21 protein-coding genes are annotated in these 20,363 nt (G+C 59.7%); 4 read left to right on the plus strand and 17 right to left on the minus strand.

Going from position 1 to position 20,363, the window contains the following annotated elements; genetic code table 11:
- Nucleotides 1-39: 39 nt before the first annotated feature.
- Both ACR0I7_RS06905 and ACR0I7_RS06910 read left to right on the plus strand, forming a co-directional pair.
- Complete coding sequence (locus tag ACR0I7_RS06905) at nucleotides 40-381, plus strand: DUF427 domain-containing protein (protein ID WP_480509483.1); 342 nt, start codon at nucleotides 40-42, stop codon at nucleotides 379-381.
- A 55-nt stretch (nucleotides 382-436) separates the two neighbouring features.
- Nucleotides 437-868: a hypothetical protein gene (locus ACR0I7_RS06910; RefSeq protein ID WP_480509484.1), complete on the plus strand. Its 432-nt coding sequence runs from the start codon at nucleotides 437-439 to the stop codon at nucleotides 866-868.
- A 106-nt stretch (nucleotides 869-974) separates the two neighbouring features.
- Here the strand turns inward: ACR0I7_RS06910 and ACR0I7_RS06915 are convergent, their stop codons facing one another.
- The 15 genes from ACR0I7_RS06915 to ftsW form a co-directional block, all read right to left on the minus strand.
- Nucleotides 975-2,660 carry a chloride channel protein gene (locus ACR0I7_RS06915; protein ID WP_480509485.1) on the minus strand — a complete coding sequence of 562 codons (1,686 nt, stop codon included), beginning with the start codon at nucleotides 2,658-2,660 and terminating at the stop codon, nucleotides 975-977.
- A gap of 85 nt (nucleotides 2,661-2,745) precedes the next feature.
- Nucleotides 2,746-4,395: a DNA repair protein RecN gene (gene recN / locus ACR0I7_RS06920; RefSeq protein ID WP_480509486.1), complete on the minus strand. Its 1,650-nt coding sequence runs from the start codon at nucleotides 4,393-4,395 to the stop codon at nucleotides 2,746-2,748.
- Nucleotides 4,396-4,431: 36 nt separating this feature from the next.
- Nucleotides 4,432-5,295, minus strand: coding sequence for an outer membrane protein assembly factor BamD (locus ACR0I7_RS06925; protein ID WP_480509487.1), 864 nt, complete (start codon nucleotides 5,293-5,295; stop codon nucleotides 4,432-4,434).
- A 125-nt stretch (nucleotides 5,296-5,420) separates the two neighbouring features.
- Nucleotides 5,421-6,341: a UDP-3-O-acyl-N-acetylglucosamine deacetylase gene (gene lpxC / locus ACR0I7_RS06930; protein ID WP_480509488.1), complete on the minus strand. Its 921-nt coding sequence runs from the start codon at nucleotides 6,339-6,341 to the stop codon at nucleotides 5,421-5,423.
- 212 nt (nucleotides 6,342-6,553) lie between these two features.
- Nucleotides 6,554-8,176: a cell division protein FtsZ gene (ftsZ, locus tag ACR0I7_RS06935; protein WP_480509489.1), complete on the minus strand. Its 1,623-nt coding sequence runs from the start codon at nucleotides 8,174-8,176 to the stop codon at nucleotides 6,554-6,556.
- A 351-nt stretch (nucleotides 8,177-8,527) separates the two neighbouring features.
- Complete coding sequence (locus ACR0I7_RS06940) at nucleotides 8,528-8,941, minus strand: hypothetical protein (protein WP_480509490.1); 414 nt, start codon at nucleotides 8,939-8,941, stop codon at nucleotides 8,528-8,530.
- Nucleotides 8,928-10,262 (minus strand): cell division protein FtsA, encoded by a 1,335-nt coding sequence (gene ftsA, locus ACR0I7_RS06945; protein ID WP_480509491.1) that lies wholly within the window; start codon nucleotides 10,260-10,262, stop codon nucleotides 8,928-8,930. Before ftsA ends, ACR0I7_RS06940 begins: the two co-directional genes overlap by 14 nt.
- 8 nt (nucleotides 10,263-10,270) lie before the next feature.
- Complete coding sequence (locus ACR0I7_RS06950; protein WP_480509492.1) at nucleotides 10,271-11,278, minus strand: cell division protein FtsQ/DivIB; 1,008 nt, start codon at nucleotides 11,276-11,278, stop codon at nucleotides 10,271-10,273.
- Nucleotides 11,266-12,189: a D-alanine--D-alanine ligase gene (locus ACR0I7_RS06955; protein ID WP_480509732.1), complete on the minus strand. Its 924-nt coding sequence runs from the start codon at nucleotides 12,187-12,189 to the stop codon at nucleotides 11,266-11,268. The genes ACR0I7_RS06950 and ACR0I7_RS06955 overlap by 13 nt, the downstream gene beginning before the upstream one ends.
- Nucleotides 12,190-12,291: 102 nt before the next feature.
- Nucleotides 12,292-13,218 carry a UDP-N-acetylmuramate dehydrogenase gene (gene murB / locus ACR0I7_RS06960; protein WP_480509493.1) on the minus strand — a complete coding sequence of 309 codons (927 nt, stop codon included), beginning with the start codon at nucleotides 13,216-13,218 and terminating at the stop codon, nucleotides 12,292-12,294.
- Between the two features lie 39 nt (nucleotides 13,219-13,257).
- Entirely contained in the window at nucleotides 13,258-13,500 is a 243-nt protein-coding gene (locus tag ACR0I7_RS06965; RefSeq protein ID WP_480509494.1) for a DUF2484 family protein, read from the minus strand.
- Nucleotides 13,497-13,745: a DUF2484 family protein gene (locus ACR0I7_RS06970; protein WP_480509495.1), complete on the minus strand. Its 249-nt coding sequence runs from the start codon at nucleotides 13,743-13,745 to the stop codon at nucleotides 13,497-13,499. The genes ACR0I7_RS06965 and ACR0I7_RS06970 overlap by 4 nt, the downstream gene beginning before the upstream one ends.
- 78 nt (nucleotides 13,746-13,823) lie before the next feature.
- On the minus strand, nucleotides 13,824-15,233 hold the full coding sequence (gene murC / locus ACR0I7_RS06975; protein WP_480509496.1) for a UDP-N-acetylmuramate--L-alanine ligase: 1,410 nt from the start codon (nucleotides 15,231-15,233) through the stop codon (nucleotides 13,824-13,826).
- Entirely contained in the window at nucleotides 15,230-16,327 is a 1,098-nt protein-coding gene (locus tag ACR0I7_RS06980) for a UDP-N-acetylglucosamine--N-acetylmuramyl-(pentapeptide) pyrophosphoryl-undecaprenol N-acetylglucosamine transferase (protein WP_480509497.1), read from the minus strand. Before ACR0I7_RS06980 ends, murC begins: the two co-directional genes overlap by 4 nt.
- Complete coding sequence (ftsW, locus tag ACR0I7_RS06985; protein WP_480509498.1) at nucleotides 16,327-17,490, minus strand: putative lipid II flippase FtsW; 1,164 nt, start codon at nucleotides 17,488-17,490, stop codon at nucleotides 16,327-16,329. Before ftsW ends, ACR0I7_RS06980 begins: the two co-directional genes overlap by 1 nt.
- Before the next feature lie 268 nt (nucleotides 17,491-17,758).
- Here ftsW and ACR0I7_RS06990 point away from each other — a divergent pair, with 268 nt between their 5' ends.
- A complete protein-coding gene (locus ACR0I7_RS06990) occupies nucleotides 17,759-18,106 on the plus strand; it encodes a hypothetical protein (RefSeq protein WP_480509499.1) in 348 nt (115 codons plus the stop codon).
- Between the two features lie 102 nt (nucleotides 18,107-18,208).
- Here the strand turns inward: ACR0I7_RS06990 and ACR0I7_RS06995 are convergent, their stop codons facing one another.
- Entirely contained in the window at nucleotides 18,209-18,607 is a 399-nt protein-coding gene (locus ACR0I7_RS06995) for a rhodanese-like domain-containing protein (RefSeq protein ID WP_480509500.1), read from the minus strand.
- Nucleotides 18,608-18,739: 132 nt separating this feature from the next.
- Here ACR0I7_RS06995 and ACR0I7_RS07000 point away from each other — a divergent pair, with 132 nt between their 5' ends.
- A complete protein-coding gene (locus tag ACR0I7_RS07000; RefSeq protein WP_480509501.1) occupies nucleotides 18,740-19,918 on the plus strand; it encodes a BaiN/RdsA family NAD(P)/FAD-dependent oxidoreductase in 1,179 nt (392 codons plus the stop codon).
- On the opposite strand, the gene ACR0I7_RS07005 is transcribed toward ACR0I7_RS07000, so the two are convergent.
- Nucleotides 19,915-20,289, minus strand: coding sequence for a glycine zipper family protein (locus tag ACR0I7_RS07005; RefSeq protein ID WP_480509502.1), 375 nt, complete (start codon nucleotides 20,287-20,289; stop codon nucleotides 19,915-19,917). The two genes, ACR0I7_RS07000 and ACR0I7_RS07005, sit on opposite strands and share 4 nt — an antisense overlap.
- Nucleotides 20,290-20,363 lie beyond the last annotated feature (74 nt).

Below are 20,363 nucleotides of genomic sequence, written 5' to 3' on the forward strand. Positions count from 1 at the left end.
GGCAGAGGAAAGGCCCCGACGACGAGGGAAGGAGCAGAGATGACTGAGATCACGATCCGCAAGGCACCGGGAAAATGGAGCGTTCGTTCGGGCGGCGCCATTCTGGGCGAAACCACCAATGCATTGGAGGTTATCGAGGGCGACTATGATCCGGTGATCTATTTCCCGCGCAGTGATATCGCTATGGCTTTTCTCGATCGCACGGACAAGGTTACGCATTGCCCACACAAGGGCCATGCCGTGCATTTCTCGATCGTGAATAAGTCCTCGGTGACTGAGAATGCTGTCTGGAGCTATGAAGAGCCGGTCGCCGCAGTGGCCGGGTTGAAGGATCATCTGGCTTTTTATGCGGTGGATTCGGTCAAGGTGGAGCAGTTGTAGGTGGTTTGGCAAAGCGCCTGATCTCGGGCGGGCATCGACCTTCTGCCGAGCGCAAATGAGTGAGTTTGACTTCCTGCACCTTAACAAAACATGGAACGCCGATCCCAATGCTCCTTGCCCAAAGGTGCATGTTTCCGGTGATCTGGTTTCCGTAACATTCTACCTGAATGCGTTCGCCTATGATGCGCTTGAGGGAGAAAAGGCGACGCTCTCGTTTCTAGATTGCAGCCGGTGGCGCGTCGACCCGACCAATGATGAGGCCTGGTATTCTGGGAAAGGCAGATTTTCGCACTCGGCCCCCAGATGGGGTGAATTCTTTGAAGTCTGCGGCCAAGATATTTCGGAGAGCAATGTTGCGTGGAATGTCGTCAGCGAAAACCCAGAGAACCAAAAGCACTTCATTTTCTATTTTCGAGATGAAGCATTTGAGTGTTCTGCTCGAGACTGGACACTAGACAGGACGCTGCCGGAGCGAGCGGCCAACTAGCCCGATTTAACGCCGCGCTGGTCAATGTCGAAGCCAATGGACTGCGTCGTTTGCCAGTAAGTGATTGTTTCCTTTGGTCCGTGAGACAGCACCCACTATTTTGAAATCAGGAATGCTCTTCCGCCGCAGTAGCCGCCAGCGCGCGGTTATAGGCCTTGAGCGCATCGACGTGATAGAGCGCGCCGACGGGGTCTTCGCAGCCTGTTTCATCCACAATCACAACTGGGATACAGGGAATATCATCGCGGTCGAAATAGGGCATTGCGGCCTCAAGCGTTGCGCTGGCCTGCACGCAGAGCCCCTGTTCGATCAGGGCCTCTGCCTCTTCCTTGCTCATGGATCGCGCATCACCCAGCGGGCGCATCACCGCACCTGCGCGCATCATGGCCAGCAGATAGGCTTGCGGCCCGGCAGCGAGGTGCACGTTGCGGCGTTCGAGTTGGGTTAGGAAGAAAGACCGGTCCACGAGGCGTGAGGCAAGCGCGGTGGACATGGAGACCGAGACCATCACGGCAAGGCCGATCTGCCAGTCTCCGGTCAGTTCAAACACGATCAGCGTGGTTGAGATGGGCGCGCCCAGAACAGCTGCAGCAACAGCCCCCATTCCGGCAAAAGCATAGAGCGTATGGGTGCCGGACACGTCCGGCAGCAACCCGGTGGCAATCAGACCAAAAGCGAGCCCGGTTAGTGCGCCGATCATAAGCGAAGGTGAGAACACCCCTCCGCCCATACGCCCGCCCATCGTGATGGCGACAGCCAGGGTTTTAACCACGGCAAACAGAATGGCGGTCGTTAGCACGAGGTCTCCGGTCAGGGCGCGGATCGTGGTTTCATAGCCAACGCCGATGATATGCGGGAACCAGACGGCCAGTATGCCCAGCATCGCCCCGGATATCGCTGGGCGCAGCCAGCGCGGCAGGGACAGGCGGTTCTGGACATGGGTGCCAATGTCCTCGGCAAAGAAGATCGAGCGCATCAGCACCAGCGAAACCAGCCCGCAAATCAGGCCAAGGATCAGAAAGGCAGGCAGTTCGACATAGAATTGCAGGGAGCCGGGCGTTTCCAGCGCAAATTCAGTTACGTCACCATATTCGAGCCGGTTGATGACGGTCCCAGCAACCGAGGCAATCACAATCGGAGCAAAGGCGTGCACGGCGAAGTGGCGCAACACAACCTCTAGCGCAAAGAGCGCTCCGGCAATTGGCGCATTAAAGCTGGCCGAGACAGCAGCGGCCACCGCACAGCCCAACAGGTCACGCCCGGTGATGCCATCGGCGTGGATGCGATTGCTGACCCAGGTCGAGATTACGCCGGCCATATGAACCACCGGCCCTTCCCGGCCCGTCGAGCCGCCCGAGCTGAGCGTGATAAGTGAAGCAAAAAGTGACGCGATCCCGGCCTTGGTTTCGACCCGTCCATCAGTGACAGCGGCCCCTTCGATCACGTCCGCCACCGACCGCACACGCCCGTCATCGGTGAACTTGTGCAGAATGATGCCGACCACCAGCCCACCGATCACCGGGGTGATGAACACCAGAAACCAGGGCAGCATCTCGGCATGGCTGTGCAAGAGCAGGATGTCCTCGGTGTCGTAAATATAAGCCTGTAGCGCCGTGATGCCCTTGCGAAACCCAAGCGCCATAAACCCGGCCACGACCCCGATGGCCAAAGCGATGAACCAGAACTGAATCTGGCTGGGTCCGCGCCGACGCATGACCCGCCAGGCATCCTTGATCGCGGCCAGAGCCTGATTGAGCTGGTTGCGCAGAATGGTGCGGGTAGATTGGGTCATTGTCCCTCGGGGCGTACCTGATGACCCTTAGTAAGCCACGGAGCCGTCACATAAAAGGCGGTTGGCGGCAAGGTTTAGGTTGATTTCAAGCCTGTAACAAAGCGCGCGCGGCGGCGCGGGCCTCGTCCGTGATGGTGTCACCCGCGACCATGCGCGCGATTTCATCCACCCGGTCAGGGTCCGCCAGCGGGATCACTGTTGAAAGCGTCTGACCCTCGGCGACATGTTTCTGAACCCGCCAGTGATGGGCAGCACGCGCAGCCACCTGCGGTGAATGCGTGACCACCAGAACCTGCCCGCCCTGCGCGAGCGACGCCAAGCGCCGACCCACCGCATCTGCGGTGGCCCCACCGACGCCTCGGTCAATCTCGTCGAAAATCATCGTACGGGCACTGTCTTCTCCGGTCAGGCAAACTTTGAGCGCCAGTAGAAAGCGACTGAGCTCTCCACCCGAGGCGATCTTATTGAGCGGACCGGACGGCGCGCCGGGGTTGGTAGCCACGGTAAACGCCACGGCGTCCACGCCTTCGGGGCTGGGATCAGCCAGGGTGATTTCGGTTTGAAAAACCGCTCGCTCCATCTTGAGTGGAGCAAGTTCGGCCATAACTGCAGCATCCAACTGCCCGGCGGCCTGTTGGCGGGCCGTGCTGAGCATCTGCGCGGCGGCGTCATAGGCGGCCTGAGCTGCCTCCACGGCGGCGCGGCGATCGGCCAGATCGGCATCCCCTGCCTCAAGCCGGTTCAGCCGGTCGCGCAGGGTTTCGGCAAATGTACCAAGATCATCTGGCGCGACATCGTGTTTGCGGGCCAGCGCACGGATGGCGAACAGGCGTTCCTCTGTTGCTTCCAGATCAGCCGGGTTGAAATCCAGCGCCTGAAGGCAGGCGTTGACACCATCCTGTGCCTCACCCAATTCGATCAGGGCACGGCCCAAAGCCGCAACAGGGGCTTCCAATTGGCCACCCGCATTGTCGGACACCCCTTCAAGCCAACGCACGGCATCAGACATTGCCCCCTCGGCCCCGTCATTGCACAGCAAATCAAAGGCCCGGGCCACGTCGTCGCGAATGCGCTCGGCCCCTTGCATCATTCGACGGCGGGTATCCAGTTCAGCATCTTCGCCCGGCTGCGGGTCAAGCTGGTCCAGTTCCGAGACGGAATGGCGCAGGAACTCTTCCTCAGCGCGCATCGCTGCGAGCGCAACCTCAGTTTCGGCCAGCGCTTTACGCGCGCGGGACATGTCCAGCCATGCGGCGCGAACGGCGGTTAGCTGATTCCCTGCCCCGGCATAGGTATCCAGCATCGCCCGGTGCCCGCGCGGGTTAAGCAGGCCCCGATCATCATGTTGGCCATGCAGCTCGATCAGGGTCTCTGATAACGCCCGCAGCACCTCGCCCGAGCAACGGCGGTCGTTGACCCATGCGGTTTTACGCCCCTCTGACGTATTGACCCGACGAAGGATCAGTTCGTCGCCTCCGGGCAAACCGGCCTCTTCCAGAACCGCATGGGCAGGATGGTCGGCGGGCAGCTCAAACTCCGCAATAACCTCGCCCTGCGCAGCACCTTGCCGGACCAGCTCGGCCCGACCGCGCCAGCCCAGTACAAAACCAAGCGAATCCAGCAGGATAGATTTGCCCGCGCCGGTTTCGCCGGTCAACGCATTCAGACCCGGCTGAAAGCTCAGCTCCAGCCGGTCAATAATCAGCATGTCGCGGATATCCAGGGCGCGCAGCATCGGGTCTTTAACGTCCCAAAAGCACAGCCATGGCGATTATATCCACTCACCCTTGATGGTCTGGCGGTAAATCTGAGCAAGCCAGTTGTTGCCACGGCTCTTGAGGTCCAGGCCGCGCGAGGTCAGCAGCTTGTAGCCCGCGTCATACCATTCCGACGACTGGTAGTTGAAACCCAGAATGGCGCCCGCAGACTGTGCCTCTTCCACCAGCCCCAGGGACAGATATGCCTCGATCAGACGGTACAGCGCCTCAGCGGTGTGGGATGTGGTCTGGAAATCCTCGACCACCACGCGGAACCGGTTGATGGCGGCTGTATAGTGATCCTGACGCAGGTAATAGCGCCCGATCTCCATTTCCTTGCCGGCCAGATGATCAAAAGCCAGATCAAACTTCAGAACAGCGGATGTGGCGTATTCGCTGTCGGGATAGACCTCGATCACCGTACGCAGCGACTGCAGCGCCTGGAATGTAAGGCCCTGATCACGACCAACCTCGTCAATCTGGTCATAATAGCTGAGCGCCAGAAGATATTGCGCATAAGCGGCGTCTTCATCGGTTGGGTAAAAGTCGATATAGCGCTGCGCGGCGCCGCGGCTTTCTTCGTAGTTCCTGTCCGAATGGAACGAAAACGCCTGCATAATCAGCGAGCGTTTGGCCCAGTCAGAATAGGGATAAAGCCGCTCAACTTCTGAGAAATACCAGGCTGCGTCATCAGCGCGATTCTGCGCCAGTTCGTATTCACCGCGGGTGTAAATCTGCTCGGGCGTGAACCCTTCGAGGTTCTGCGACCGATCAGCGCCCTTTTTTCCGAACAGTCCGCCTGCATTGCCGCAGGCGGTTAAAGTAGCCGCCAGAAGAATCGCACTTGCAAGCCTGACTGCCGCTTTGGTGCTCACCATACCGCCCATCCTAGTCGTATTGTCCTTTGGGTTTACCCCGGATTGGGCTTGGGTCTAGCATATAAAATTGCAGTGCAAAACGCCTTATCCACGCTCAGGTCGAAATGTCGTAAGAGTTGATCGGATCAGGCAACTTCGGGGATTTCATCCCAGACAAGTCCCTGCCCCGGCAGGCGCGCGGCCTGTTCCGACGTGCACAGCACCGGACGCACCGCACCTGGTGTTTCGAACAGCTTGCGCAGCAGCGTGTTGGTCATCGAATGGCCGGATTTGTCACCGGTGAAATGGCCCAGAATCGGACCACCCGCCAGATACAGGTCACCCAGAGCGTCCAGCATCTTGTGACGCACAGCCTCATCCGCGTGGCGGAAACCGCCCGGGGTCAGAACCTCATCCCCCTGCACGACAACTGCGTTGTCCAGTGTCCCCCCCAAAGCGAGCCCGTTTTCGCGCATCGCCTCGACATCTGTGCGACGGCAAAAGGTGCGGCAATCGCTGAGTTCGCGCGCAAAAGAGCCATTGCGCATGTCCAGCCTTTTGGTCTGGTTACCAATCGCGCTGTCTTCGAAATCGATGTGGAAATCAATGATCAACCCATCCGCCGGAGCGATCGAAGCGCTGGCCCCTTCGCGCCATGCCTTGACCGGCTTGAGCACCTCATAGGCCAGAACCGGGCTAGCCTGACGACGCACGCCCTTGGCCATGATGCCGCGCACAAAATCGATGGACGAGCCATCCATAATTGGCACTTCGGGACCATCAATCTCGATCATTGCATTATGCACGCCACACCCGGCCAGCGCCGCCATGATATGTTCAACGGTCGAAACCGACGCACCGGCATCATTGACCAGACGGGTACAGAGCGGGGTACGCTCAACCACGTCATAGATTGCCGGAACCAGTGCATTGCCCAATTCAATATCGGTCCGCTTGAACCAGATCCCGTGACCCGCCGCAGCCGGTTTCAGAACCATGGTTACAGGTTGACCGCCGTGCAGCCCGACGCCCTTGAACGTAACCGAAGATTTGAGCGTATGTTGCAAATTGAACCTCAGAGAGTGGTGTCCGGCCTTTGCGGTCCGTGTTGCACACTCAGTTAAGGGACGGGCGATGAAGGCTCAATTCACTCTTTGTAACTGAATGAAACAGTTCTGCAACAGATAGGCAAAACCCTGCTTAGCCCCCCTTACAGGCCTGTAAACAAACAAAAAAGAGCCGCCAGATGGCGGCCCTTGTCATGATTTTGTTACCGCGATCAGTTGGCCTGGCGGCGCAGGAAAGCCGGAATTTCGATCCGTTCCTGCTCGGGGTCGGCCTCTTGATGGGCAGGTGCCGTAGCGTCAGCTTGGCGCATTGCAGGCTGCTGGCGCACCGGCTGTGCTGGTGTGTCCGCCGCGTGACCGGTCATCCGATCAATCAAGCGGTTGAAGCCAAAGCGTGGGCGTTCTTCGGCATCGGCATGCGGCTGTGCGGCCGGTTCCTGCGGGCGCGACGCTGTCAGACGTTGCGCCGCCGAAGGTACGTTCTGCACGGCGGCTTGCAGGCGCTGCAGTGCTTCCGGCGAAGGCGTGCCCGGGGTCGCGGCATGGGCCTGTTCATAGCTTTCGTGAGCAGGCTCCACCGGTTCAGGCTGTGGTTCGAACTCGGCAACGCGCGGCTGATAGGCCGGCGGTGGCAGGTCGTCATCGGCCTGTTGCTGAACCTCACGCGGTTCAAACTGTAGGCGCGACGGGGCTGGCTCTTCGGCCGCTTCGAACAGCGAGGGCTCGCGGTTCACTTCAGCCTGCGGCGCGGGTTCGGCAACTTCGGCAGCAACCTCAGCCTGCGCCGGCGCGGGCTCTTCTGCCGACACGGTACGCGACAGAGGGGCCGACATCGAACGACGTGCGACTGGCACCTCAGCCTTGGACTCGGTAGCGTCAATGCCGGTTGCAACAACCGAAACACGCATCCGGCCTTCCATCTCGGTGTCGAGGGTCGAACCAACGATGATGTTGGCTTCGGGGTCAACCTCTTCGCGAATACGGTTAGCGGCCTCGTCCAGTTCGAACAGGGTCAGGTCGTGCGAGCCGGTGATGTTGATCAGTACGCCTTTGGCGCCCTTGAGGCTGATTTCGTCCAGTAGCGGGTTGGCGATGGCCTTTTCGGCAGCCTGAATGGCGCGATCTTCACCGTCGCCCTCACCCGTGCCCATCATCGCCTTGCCCATCTCATCCATCACGGCGCGAACATCGGCAAAGTCGAGGTTGATAAGGCCCGGACGGACCATCAGGTCGGTCACGCCTTTAACGCCTTGGTGTAGAACATCGTCAGCCATCGAGAAGGCTTCGGTGAACGTAGTCTTTTCGTTGGCGAGGCGGAACAGGTTCTGGTTGGGGATGATGATCAGCGTATCAACGACCTTTTGCAGCGCTTCAACCCCGTCCTCGGCCTGACGCATGCGCTTGGCCCCTTCGAACTGGAAGGGTTTGGTCACGACACCAACGGTCAGCACGCCCAGCTCACGCGCGGCCTGCGCAATAATCGGGGCTGCGCCGGTTCCGGTGCCGCCGCCCATCCCGGCGGTGATAAAGCACATATGAGCGCCCGCTAGATGATCGACGATCTGCTCGATGCTTTCTTCGGCGGCTGCGGCACCAACGGTCGGACGCGCGCCTGCCCCCAGTCCTTCGGTCACTTTCACACCCAGCTGCACGCGCGCCGAAGAATGGCTTTGCTGCAGGGCCTGCGCGTCGGTGTTGGCCACCACGAAATCAACGCCGTCCAATTGTTTTTCAATCATGTTGTTGACAGCGTTTCCGCCCGCACCGCCAACGCCAAATACTGTAATCCGAGGCTTCAGTTCTTCGTGCCCGGGCATCGAAAGATTCAATGTCATGCTCTGTCCGCCTGTATTTATGTTCCCGCCAAAGCGGTGTTTTTCTTACCTATCCGTCGTTGATTCTACATTTCCAATCCCCAAAGGTCACGCCAAAAATCACGTGATTCCACAAAATATGGAGGAAATAAGGCACCAAACAGCGGCATTTTGCCAGCGCGCACAGATATAGCGGCGCGCGCCGCAGAAAGCACAATCCAGCCGACCGACGCGCCCGGAACATATGCGGGCACGTGTGCTTCGAATCTTAAGCCTTTAACATGCGGTAAACTGCTCAGGGCCTGCCGCCGGACCTCTGCCGGGTCCTGTGGATATCTTGAGGGATAAATCTCCGGGCCGCAACCGGTTTCTTCAGCTGATGGGGACTTCCGGACAGTTCAAACCGTCTTCGGTGATGCTGCGCACCTCTTGGATTTGCGCATTCGTCAGCGTGGCGAGGCGAACCATAAGCGTACCTTTATAGTCATATGGCCACCAGCAGACCGGGATGCCGTCTGCGTCATCATCATAAAGAAAGCAGATTTGCCCATTCGGCGTGGTGATCTGCCCATAGACGCAGCCACGCCCCTCCATGCGCCAAACTGACAAGGTGGGGCTCAGAAACTCTTCGGTCCCGACCAGGGAGCCGCTGGGGAATTCATGGAAGGTGACTGTTTTGCCCTGCACCGCAGACAGAAATACCTCAGGCGCGATCAGGGTCTGGGCCTGACCGGCACAAGGCAGCAAAGTAGCAAAAGCCGAAGTGATGATTTTACCAATTGTCACGGAACCAGCGCACGGCGCGTTTAAAGGGACGGGCCGCATAAGTATCGGCGGGGATTTCAAAATCCCACCATTCGTCCTGCGGGTGCGCGGCAAAGAGGCTCAGGCCCACTGCCGACGAAAAGCCCGGGCCGGTGGCCGATTGCGGCAGGCCATGGACGCGCAGGGGGCGGCCAAGACGCACGCGCTGGCCGAGAATGCGGCTGGCCAGCCCGTCAAGCCCCATGATCTGGCTGCCACCGCCGGTCAGCACGATCTGCTGGCTGGGCAGGTGTTCGAACCCGGCCGCATCCAGGCGCACGCGGACCTCTTCGAGGATTTCCTCAACCCGGGGACGCATGATGCCGATCAATTCGGCGCGGCTAACGGTGCGGCGGTCATGTTCCCAATCGCCGGTATCGCCGCCGATATCAATCAGGTCGCGGTCGTCTGCGCCGGTGGCATGGACGCCGCCATTGAAGGTTTTGATCCGCTCAGCCACGGCTGCGGGAACGCCCAGCCCCATAGAAATGTCGCTGGTCACATGATCACCGCCCATGCGCACGCAATCGGCATAGATCATGTGTTTCTTCATAAAGATCGAGATGCTGGTGGTGCCGCCGCCCATATCGATACAGGCCGCGCCGAGCTCTTGTTCATCCTCGACCAGTGCCGATATGCCCGAGACATAGGCCGAATTGGCGATACCAGCCAATTCAAGGTCACAGCGCTTGATACAGCGCACGATGTTCTGGATTGCCATCGCGTCCACGGTCAGCATATGCATGTCGACCGCAAGGCTCTGCCCCATCTGACCACGCGGATCGATCAGGCCCGAGCGGTTATCCAGCGCAAAATTTACCGGCTGCGCATGCAACACTTCACGCCCTGCCCCGTAGTCCGGCACGTCGCAGGCGTTGAGTACACGGCCCACCTCAGCCTCGCTGACCAGTTGGCCATCCAGCTCAACCTGCGCATCCAGACCATAAGAGCGCGGATTCGCGCCCGAGAAACAGGCAATGACGTGATCGACGCGAATATCGGCCATTTTCTGCGCCGCCTGCAGCGCGGTGCGAATGGCGCGTTCGGTTTCCTGCATGGCGGTGACTTCGCCGAACTGAACACCGCGCGAGCGTGTGGTGGCCGCACCGATCACGCGGAAACCCGTCTGACCGGCCATCGAACCGATCGTGTTATCCTCGCTCAGACGACCGGTGCCGTCGAACCGCAGGACAAGACAGGAAATCTTGGAACTGCCTACGTCGAGAATGGCGACAACACCCCGTTGCATCGCCTGCCTGCGCATCTGCCGCATCGCCCGCTGGGACTGATAAAGATCGGTCATCATAGTTGTTACTGCCCGCTATCCACTGTCACTTTTGTATTCCACCAGTCTTCGCTGGCGGCTTTGGTCATTCTGATGGTCGGACGCTGGCCCAGGCGCATATCGACCACCGCCACGTCACGCTCCAACAGATCCTGCACCTCGTTCACGGCCAAGACATGCTCTAGTGCGCGCACAGGGCGTTCGACTGGCAGCATGATGCGCTGACCGCGATCCAGAACCAGATCCCAGCGGCGCTCGCCGATACGAACCAGACCACGCACCCGGTCACCGAGGCTGCGCGAGGTGGTCAGAATCTCAAGCGCTTCGACCACGTGCTGATCGGCCCCTTTGCCTGCAATCAGGGGCATATCGGCGTGATCCGCGCGCGCCGACACATGTTTGATATGTGCGCCGGTCTCATCCAGCAGCTCGATCCCTTCACGGGTACGCCAGACGATGACCGGCTGACGCTCGACCACGTCGACCTGCAGCACACCACCGGGACGCACACGCACGGTGGCGGATTTCACCGGGTCAAGCTCGGTGATCACGTTGCGCATCTGCTCGAAATCCAGATCCCACGAGCTGATGGGGAAATCCAGCGGCACCACCTCACGGATATCTTCGGCCAGATCGGTACCTGCCCCGTCGATAGCCATGAGATTGACCATGAATTCCGGGCGCTCCTGAATCGACGTCTTGATCTCGGCCACATAGTCAGACAGCGCCGCGCGCCGGTCTTCGGATGCGAAATACAGCCCGACCGCTGCGGCCACCGCGCATAGCGGCAAGCCGACCTTGACCCCCAAACGAATGCCCGGCGTGAGCATCCATCGCTGGAACCGATAACTCAGCACCGAGGGCGCGGGATCCGAGCGCCGCGCGGTGCGGCCAAAGACCTTTGCGCCGCGCAGGCGGATCACGGGCTTTCTGCCCTGGCTTTCCACATCGGCCGTTTCAAACTCGGCATCCGGCCCGGCTGGCAGCTTGGAGCGGTGGATCACCGGGGCACGTCTGGCGGTCAGCGGTCGCATGAGGCGTCCTCCACCATCCAGGCACAGAGCTGGCCGAAGGTCATGCCACGATACTCGGCCTGTTCGGGCACCAGTGAGGTTGGCGTCATGCCGGGCTGGGTATTGGTTTCCAGCAGGAACAACCCGTCAGCGCCCAATGTGTCATCCCAGCGATAGTCGGTGCGTGATACGCCCCGACACCCCAGCGCATTATGCGCTTTGACCGCATAGTCCATGCATCGGTCAAAGATATCCTGCGGGATGTCGGCAGGCAGCACGTGCCACGAGCCGCCGGGCTTGTATTTGGCGTCATAGTCGTACCAGCCACCATCGGTCATGATCTCGGTCACGGTCAGGGCGCGGTCGCCCATCACGGTGACAGTCAGTTCGCGACCCGCAATATACTTCTCGACCATGACAAGGTCAGGCATATCCTCGTCCAGTTGCGGCGGACCGTTGGCATTTTCATGCACGATATAAATGCCAACGCTGGAGCCTTCGTTATTAGGCTTGGCCACATAAGGCGGTTCCATCACATGGACCTCGACCACCTCAACCTTGGGCACAATCACGCTGGGCGTGACGGGCAGGCCCTCGGCCTGATAGACCTCTTTGCTGCGCTGTTTATCCATCGCCAGCGCCGAGGCCAGCACACCGGAATGCGTATAGGGAATGCGCATCCATTCCAGCAGGCCCTGCACACAGCCGTCTTCGCCCCAGCGGCCATGCAGGGCATTGAAAACCACATCCGGTTTGATGTCTGATAGGCGCGCGCAGAGGTCCGGACCTGCGTCCAGCTCGACCACTTCAAAGCCTTCTCCCTTAAGGGCGGCTGCGCATTCGCGCCCAGAGCTGAGAGACACCTCGCGTTCCGCCGAGGGGCCGCCCATCAATACCGCCACTTTGGGGTTTGTCCTGCTCGACATACCCAATGTGCGCCTCAATGTCCCCGGACCTTATGTAGTGGTCCGTACTGCGTTTATGCCTTTGATCCGTCGCCTGAATTTGCCTGTTTTGGTCTGACGGTCGGGGCTTTATTCTGTCAGCGGATCACCGATCCGCATGATTTCCCACTCTAGCGTGATGCCACTTGTTTCGTAAACCTTTTTTCGCACGTCTTCGCCCAGACCTTCGAGGTCGGCGGCGCTGGCGGTGCCGGTATTGATCAGGAAGTTGGAATGCTTGGAGCTCATCTGCGCGCCGCCGCGCGTGGCTCCGCGCATTCCGGCATCGTCGATCACTTTCCACGCCTTGAGATCGTGCACATCATCGGCCTGCCCGGTCGAAGAAAACCCGGCCGGATTGCGAAAGGTCGACCCGGCGCTGCGGTCTTTGGTGGGTTGGGTTTCGTCACGTTTTTTCATCTGCGCTTCCATGCGGGCATGCAGCTCTTGCGGATCACCTGCGGGCCCTTCAAGCGTGGCCGAGACCAGCACTGCGCCTTCGGGCAGGTCGGATTGGCGATAGCGGAAATTGAGGTCTTGGGGGGTCAGGTCCACAAGTTCACCCTGCCGGGTAACGATGGTGGCTTTGGTCAGCACATCCGCCGTGTAGCTGCCATAGCAGCCGGCATTCATCCGCACGGCCCCGCCAACCGAACCGGGAATGGTGCGCAGAAAGGTCAAATCGACACCTGCATCCGCCGCCTTGCGCGCCACATGGGCATCCAGCGCGGCGGCCCCTGCGGTCACGGTGTTGCCTTGCACCGAGATGCCGTTGAAGCCGCGCCCCAGCCGGATCACCACAGCGCGCAGACCTCCATCTCGGACGATGAGGTTCGAGCCAACCCCCATGGGAAAGACCGGAACGTCTTCGGGCAGATCGCGCAGGAAGTCCTGCAAATCCTGCAGATCGGCGGGCTGAAACAGATAATCTGCCGGTCCGCCGACACGCAGCCATGTCAGGTCGTTCAAAGATCGATTTTGGGTCAGTTTGCCGCGAGGTGTCGGAAGCGTTGTCATAACCGCTAGATCGCGGATTTGCCGTGGCATGGCAAGCTGTCAGATGCGTTTGCGCAACCACCGGCCGAGATAAATCACCGGCCAGCGCAACACGGACATGCCAGCCGCCAGAACAATCAGTCCTACCCAAGGGCCATTTTCATAGGTCACATAGCCCAGAATGGGGATACCCACTGCGATCAGGAAATAGGCGCGGGTCCAATGGTTGTCTTTGCTGGGGATCATCGCCATCACATTGGCGGCCAGCCCCCAGAGACCGGCAAGCGCAATCGACCACGTCATTTTGCCACCTCGTGCCCGGTCCATTTGCGCCAGTAATAGCGGATGGGATTGCGGAACATCGACACAAAGCCCGCAAAAGCCAGCGCCGAGAGGAACCATCCGAAATCATGACCAAGCCACAGGATAAGAACCGGCGCACAGATGAGCAGCACAATCCCCGGCGGGAACTGCAACCGCATCGGCAGCATCGCCACAATCGTGGCGCAGACCACCCAAAGGGCCGAAAAGACAACGGATAAATACATGTGTCCCTCTGAAACCTGACCGGCTTTCGCCAACGCAAACTTACACCTTAAAGTTGTGTATCCAAAGACAATTTAACGTCAAACAGCTTGTTTTCTTTGCAATCGTTCGGGTAATCCGTTGGCCCAGGCACTAATTGTACCCGCCCCCAGACAGACCACCATATCACCGGGGCGGGCCTGTTCGCGGACAAGACGCTCAAGATCATCCTCATGCAACAGCGCGCGGGCGTGGCGGTGGCCGTGGCGGATCAGCCCCTCGACCAGATCATCGCGCGAGGCACCTTCAATGGGGTCTTCTCCGGCGGCGAAGACCTCGGCAATGGCCACGACATCTGCGTCGTTGAAACAGGTGCAGAAATCCTCGAAAAGGTTCGATAGGCGCGAGTATCTGTGCGGCTGGTGAACGGCGATCACGCGGCCCTCCGTGGCCTGACGCGCGGCTTTCAGCACGGCGGCAATCTCAACCGGGTGGTGGCCGTAATCGTCGATAATGGATACGCCATCGACCTCCCCCACCTTGGTGAAGCGTCGGTTGACGCCGCCAAAATTGGCCAGAGCGTCGCGGATTTCCGACGCTTTCATACCCAGATGACGGGCCACAGCCACGGCACTGAGCGCGTTTGAGACGTTGTGATCACCCGGCATCGGCAGAGTGCAGCCCTCGATCACCTTGTCTTCGTATTGCAGGTGAATGTCGAAATGCGCAACGCCGCCCTTATAGGTCAGGTTTTCGGCCCGTACATCAGCCTGCGCGTTGAACCCATAGGTGCGCACACGGCGATCGGTGATGCGTCCCACCAGCGTCTGCACCTCGGCATGGTCAGTGCAACAAACGGCAAGGCCATAGAACGGCAGGTTCGAGACGAATTCGTAGAACCCATCGCGCAGCGTGTCGAAATCGCCCCAATGTTCCATGTGCTCGGGGTCGATATTGGTGACGATGGCAATCGTGGCAGGCAGACGGTTGAAAGAGCCGTCGCTCTCGTCGGCCTCAACCACCATCCATTCGCCCTGCCCCATCCGCGCGTTCGAGCCATAGGCATGAATGATGCCGCCATTGATCACGGTGGGATCAAAATCGCCCGCAACCATCAGCTCGGCCATCATCGTGGTGGTGGTCGTCTTGCCGTGGGTTCCGGCGATGGCAATGTTTGACCGGAGGCGCATCAGTTCGGCCAGCATATCCGCGCGGCGCACGACGGGCAGGCCCTGTTTGCGGGCCTCGTCCAGTTCCGGGTTGCCGGGTTTGATCGCGGTTGAGATCACAACAACAGCTGCGTTTTGTAGATTCTCGGCTTTTTGACCGACAAAAATCTCGGCCCCCAAACCGGCCAGACGATCCGTGATTTTCGAGGTCTTCAGGTCCGAGCCCTGCACCTGATAGCCAAGGTTCAGCAGAACCTCGGCGATCCCCGACATCCCGATCCCGCCGATGCCCACAAAGTGGATCGACCCTACGTCCTGTGGAAGTTTGGTTGCGGGGTTCATGCGGTCTCCTTCTGCGCCAGTTGTTCGACGAGGGCGACCAGACGCTCGGTTGCGTCAGGCGCTCCGACCGATAAGGCAGCATGGGCCATTTTCTGTGCGGCTTCGGGGTTGGTTAAAACCGTGGTCATTTGCTCGGTTAGTGCGCGAACGTCAAGCATGTTTTCGGGGATCATGATCGCCCCGCCCGCCTGGACCAGCCCGCGCGCATTGGCGGTTTGATGGTCACCTGCTGCGGCCGCATAGGGGATCAGGATCGACGGGCGACCGATGACCGAGATATCAGCAACGCTGGACGCGCCCGAGCGTGAGATGACCAGTTGCGCATCGGACATGCGGCGGGGCACGTCATTAAAGAACGGCTGCACATCGGCGCGAATGCCATGATCGGCATAGAAGGCTTTGACCCGTTCGCCATCCTCATCTCGCGCCTGATGCGAGACGCGAATGAAGCCACGCAGAAACTCGGGCATTGCTGCAATCGCCCCGGGCACCACATCGCTGAGCACGCGCGCACCTTGCGAGCCGCCCATGACCAGCACCGACATCGGATATTCTCCGGGCGGGATATAAGGCGCGCCTGCACGTTCCCGTACGGCAGCCCGAACCGGATTACCTGTGTGAACCCCGTTGGCATCTTCGGGCAGCTCGGTAGGCCAGACACCGCAGGCCACATGTGCCACGCGGGTGGCGAAGAGTTGATTGACCTTGCCCAGAACGCCGTTTTGCTCGTGGATCATGCGGGGGATTTTCAGCATCGTTGCCGCCCCCAGTGCCGGAATCGACGGATAACCGCCAAAGCCCACGACAACATCCGGTCTGTCACGCAATAGCTGGAACGCCATGCTGGTTACGCCGCCCGCAATCTTGGGACCCGCGATGGCCTTGGCGGCCAGACCGCCACGCGCGAAGGTGGCCGAGGACGCCTCGATAATCTCAGTTGTGTGCGGGAAGCCGCTGGTATAGCGCGCACCCCGCGCGTCGGTCGACAGGCGCACGCGCCAGCCTTTGTGCAGCATCGTCTCGGCCAGCGCCTGCGCCGGGAACATATGGCCCCCGGTGCCGCCTGCTGCAATCAGGAGGTAAGGTTTGCTCATCAGCCTCGTCCGCGCAAAATATCACCCAGCTCGCCTTGCGGACGAGTGCGGGTGAAGGCCAGCAACATGCCCACGGCGATGCCGCCTGCGATCAGCGATGAGCCGCCATAGCTGACGAAGGGCAGCGTCATGCCCTTGGCGGGAAGCAGACGCACGGCGACGCCCATGTTGATCATGGCCTGAACGCCGAACATGCAGGCCAGACCAGTACCCGCAAGACGGATGAACATGTCGCGTTCCCGCATCAGGCGCAGCAACGAGCGGACGACAATGATCGAATAGAGTGCGATGATGATCAGCACGAGGATCAGGCCGTATTCTTCGGCCGCCACGGCGATGATGAAATCGGTATGGGCATCGGGCAGCGACCATTTCACTTGCCCTTCACCCACGCCGACGCCGAACAAACCGCCCTCGCGGATCGCGTTGGTCGCGTAGCCGAGCTGCGTTGTCGGATCAACTTCTTGGGTCAGGAACCCATCGATGCGGCGGGCAAAGTGTTCTGAATTCGAATAGGCAAGCATGCCGCCCAGAACCACAACTCCGGCCATGCCAACCAAGAGGAGCATGGGCGCACCGGCGACGAAATACATGACACCCCACCCAAACAGGATCAGACAGGCCTGACCGAAATCGGGTTGCAGAACCAGCATTGCCCCAATCGCCACGCACAGCGCAAAAGACCAGAGCCGCCCGGGGGGGCCATTGATTTCTTGCGAGGCGGCCAGCAGCCAAGCGGCCACGACGACAAAGCCCGGCTTTAAGAATTCAGACGGTTGCAGCGAGGCAAAACCCAATGAGTACCAGCGCACCGCACCTTTGCCAAAATCAGTGCCGAAGATGGGCAGAAAGGCCAGCGCCACAAAGGCCGCCAGAAAACCCAGCACCGCCAGTCGTCGCACCAACGTAGGCGACATCATCGATGTCAGCAGCATCGCCATCAGCGCCAGCCCGCCAAACAGGGCCTGGCGTTCGACATAGTGGAACGGATCAAACCCGTTGCGCCCGGCCAGTGGCGGCGACGAGGCCAGCCCCAAGAGCAACCCGATGACAAACAGGATCAGAACGCAGGACATCGTCCAGCGATCAATCGTCCGCCACCACTTTGGTAGAATCGGTTCACCGCGCTGGTCCTGAACCGCGCCATACACCATCTCAGTCATGAGATACCGCCACTTACTGCCTCGTTAACGCCCCGTTTTTCGGGGTCTGACTGAGACTCTACAGCGGTTTTGGCGTTTGGGCCAGTAGAATAAGGGCCAAGAGGGAATTTCGCATTTGATCAGCGGAGAATCGATCATCTGCGCTTGAAAGGAGAACCATCACGGGCCCCGCCTGCCCTTCAGCCGACCAAATCGAGGAGCAGAAACTCTGCACCCAAGAGGGGATATCGACCTTGCCCTTGTCGCAGGTTCTTGTACGTTCACTGCAATGAAGAAACTTGCCGTTTTATTGTCGTTTCTTGTCTTGGCACTCGCGCTGGCCTACCAATCTTTGCTGGCCTGGGACGTTCGAAACGTCAGGGACTCGACGAGGGCTTATGCCAATTTCATCCGCGACGCCGCTGCACAGGATTGCCTTAAGAAATCCGCGCTTGTTGCCACATCCATTTCACGCGGCTGGGCATTCGAGGACTCGCCCCAACCGCCATTCCGGTCATACGTTCCGGATAACTTTCAGGACTCGATCAGAGTGTTTGTTGTGCCCCAGTTGAACTTTGCAAAGGAACCGGGGATCAGGTTTTTCTTTGACGAAAATGACTGCCTTATTACTCGTTGAGCTGCCAGCTGTCCTGATCGAAGTAGGCACATGATGCAGCCCCTTTGCGCGCAAAGCGCAACGCATGGCCTTTGACAGGATCATCCGAGTTGCCAGGCAGTATCAGTCGAGCTGTTCGACCAGGCCATCCGCCTTGACCCAAGCGGTAAAGCCGCCTTCGATATGAGCCACCGGAGCCAGCCCCATTTCCATCGCAATCTTGGCGCTCAGCGCAGAGCGCCAAGCGCTGGCGCAGTAGAACACATAGGTTTTGTCCTGATTGAAGATCTCCTTGTGATACGGGCTGTCAGGATCAATCCAGAACTCCAGCATGCCGCGCGGGCAGGAAAAAGCACCGGGTATTTTGCCGCTTCGCTGCAACTCACGAATATCGCGCAGATCGACCAGCACGTGGTCTTCACTGTCGACCAGCGCCTTGGCCTGCTCAACGGGTATGGTCTGTACGACAGCATTGGCCTCGGCAAGGAGCGCTTTGATCCCTTTGGTGATATTCTGTGGCATTGATCGGTCTCCGATTGGGTAGCCCTTCATCACGTTGGTATGCGAATGTGGAAAGCAGGGCAAACCCCTGATGTATGCAACAAATCAAGCTCTCCTCTTGTCATCCCCGCCATTCCACGCCATGCGGGCCGCATGACCTATGACACGATCATCCTTGGGGCCGGTGCCGCCGGCATGATGTGCGCTGCCCACTGCGGTGGGCGCGCTCTGGTGATTGATCACGCCAAGGCACCGGGCGAGAAAATCCGTATCTCAGGCGGCGGGCGCTGTAACTTTACCAATATGTATGCAGGGCCAAGCAATTTCCTGTCGCAGAACCCGCATTTCTGCAAATCGGCGCTGGCGCGATATACCCAATGGGATTTCGTCGATCTGGTTGGGCATCACGGAATTGCGTGGCATGAGAAAACTCTGGGGCAGCTGTTCTGCGACGGATCGTCCAAGCAAATCATCCAGATGCTGCTGGCAGAGTTGGACCGCGCCGGGGCCGAGCTGTGGGTGCGGACCGAGCTGAAAAACCTGCGCAAGACCGAGACAGGTTTTGCGCTGGAGGTTGAGCGTGAGGGGCAGCGCGTCAAACTCACCTGCGCCAAACTGGTGCTGGCCACTGGCGGCAAATCGATCCCCAAGATGGGCGCAACCGGGTTGGCCTATGATATCGCGCAGCAATTCGGGTTGCGGTTGACCGAAACGCGGGCCGCTCTGGTGCCGTTCACCTTTTCAGATGGTAAGTTCAAAGACCTGTCGGGCGTCTCTCTGCCAGCTCGCCTGTCCAACAGCCGAACCGGTTTTGACGAGGCGCTGCTGTTCACCCATCGCGGGCTCAGCGGGCCGTCAGTGCTGCAGCTGTCCTCGTATTGGCGCGAAGGCGAAGAGATCCGTGTCAACCTGATCCCCGATCTGCCACTGTATGATCTGCTGCGTGACCAGCGCCAGAGCGGCGGGCGCAAGGCGTTGACCACCGAACTGGCGCGGCATCTGCCCACGCGGCTGGTCGAGTATCTGGCCGCGCAGATGCAGATTTCCGGCAATCTGGCTGATCATTCCGATACCAGACTTTCCGAACTGGTCGCAGCCCTATCCGACTGGCGCTTGCTGCCGTCAGGCACCGAAGGCTATCGCACCGCCGAGGTCACACTAGGCGGGATCGATACTGATGATCTGTCGTCCAAAACGATGGAGGCCAGGGATGTCCCCGGCCTCTATGCAATTGGCGAAGCGGTGGATGTCACCGGCTGGTTGGGTGGCTATAACTTCCAATGGGCGTGGTCCTCAGGCCACGCCGCCGGAACGGCCATCGCCGCCTGTTAACCTACGACGTTGTAGCCACGTCCGCGCATGCAGTTGCGCACGATGACTTCCTGATTTTGCGTGTTCTGAAGCGCGCTGGCTCCGGCACCCACAAGAGCACCGGCAACAGCCGCGCGACCAAGGTCGCTGGCGCTGTCGTCGATGATCGCCTTGGTCCCTGCGGCCCCAGCGGCACCGATCGCTGCAGCACCAGCCGTTCTGTTGTCAACAACCGGCTGCGACCGCGCCAATGCCTGGCACTGCGCCAAATCTGCATTGTAATTCGGGCTGACGGGACCATCGATCACAGGCTGATAGTTCGCCCCGACATTGGTACAGGCGCCGACGGCAAGAATGGCGGGCAGGATAAGAGAAAACTTACGATATGGCATAATCATAACCTCGTGTTGAATTGCAGGCAGGCAAAAACCAATAGTCATGGTGCGTCAAGCTGATAGCACCTAAG

It is taken from the genome of Ruegeria sp. AM1 (assembly GCF_056540745.1).